Genomic DNA, 1,178 nt, shown 5'->3' on the forward strand with positions numbered 1-1,178 from the left:
GATTACTCGACGATGGAGGCAACGATGCCTGCGCCGACGGTACGGCCGCCTTCGCGGATCGCGAAGCGCAGCTTTTCTTCCATCGCGATCGGAACGATCAGCTCGACGGCAACCGTGACGTTGTCGCCCGGCATAACCATTTCCGTGCCTTCCGGAAGCGTAACGATGCCCGTTACGTCCGTCGTGCGGAAGTAGAACTGCGGACGGTAGTTCGTGAAGAACGGCGTATGACGGCCGCCTTCTTCCTTCGTCAGGATGTAGGCTTCAGCCATGAACTTCTTGTGCGGCTTGACCGAACCCGGCTTGCACAGGATCTGGCCACGCTCAACGCCGTCACGGTTAACACCGCGGATCAGCGCGCCGATGTTGTCGCCGGCCTGGCCCTGGTCGAGCAGCTTGCGGAACATTTCAACGCCCGTAACCGTCGTCTTCGACGTGTCGCGGATGCCGACGATTTCAACTTCTTCGCCGACCTTGACGATGCCGCGCTCAACGCGACCGGTCACAACCGTGCCACGGCCCGAGATCGAGAACACGTCTTCGATTGGCATCAGGAACGGCTGGTCGATCGGACGCTCAGGCGTCGGGATGTAGGCGTCAACAGCAGCCATCAGCTCGCGGATCGCGTCTTCGCCGATCTTCTTGTCCGAATCTTCCAGAGCAGCAAGAGCCGAGCCCTTGATGATCGGAATGTCGTCGCCCGGGAATTCGTAGGACGACAGAAGTTCGCGAACTTCCAGCTCGACGAGCTCGAGAAGCTCGGCGTCGTCAACCTGGTCGACCTTGTTGAGGAACACGACGATTGCCGGAACGCCAACCTGGCGAGCAAGCAGGATGTGCTCGCGGGTCTGCGGCATCGGGCCGTCAGCGGCCGAGCAAACCAGGATCGCACCGTCCATCTGCGCTGCACCGGTGATCATGTTCTTGACGTAGTCGGCGTGGCCGGGGCAGTCAACGTGAGCGTAGTGACGGTTCGGCGTCTCATACTCAACGTGCGCCGTCGAAATGGTGATACCACGGGCCTTTTCTTCCGGCGCGGCGTCGATCTGGTCATACGCCTTGAACTCGCCGAAGTACTTCGTGATCGCTGCGGTCAGCGACGTCTTGCCATGGTCAACGTGGCCAATCGTGCCAATGTTAACGTGCGGCTTGTTGCGCTCAAATTTGCTCTTTGCCAT

The 1,178-nt window shown here is 60.2% G+C and carries 1 protein-coding gene; it reads right to left on the bottom strand.

Going from position 1 to position 1,178, the window contains the following annotated elements; all coding sequences use genetic code 11:
* Positions 1-2: 2 nt before the first annotated feature.
* A partial coding sequence (tuf, locus tag I8N66_RS37425; protein ID WP_034795467.1) for an elongation factor Tu occupies positions 3-1,178 on the bottom strand: 1,176 nt, incomplete at its 5' end.

The sequence above is a fragment of the Ensifer sp. SSB1 genome, assembly GCF_016652895.1.
Classification (GTDB): Bacteria; Pseudomonadota; Alphaproteobacteria; order Rhizobiales; family Rhizobiaceae; genus Ensifer.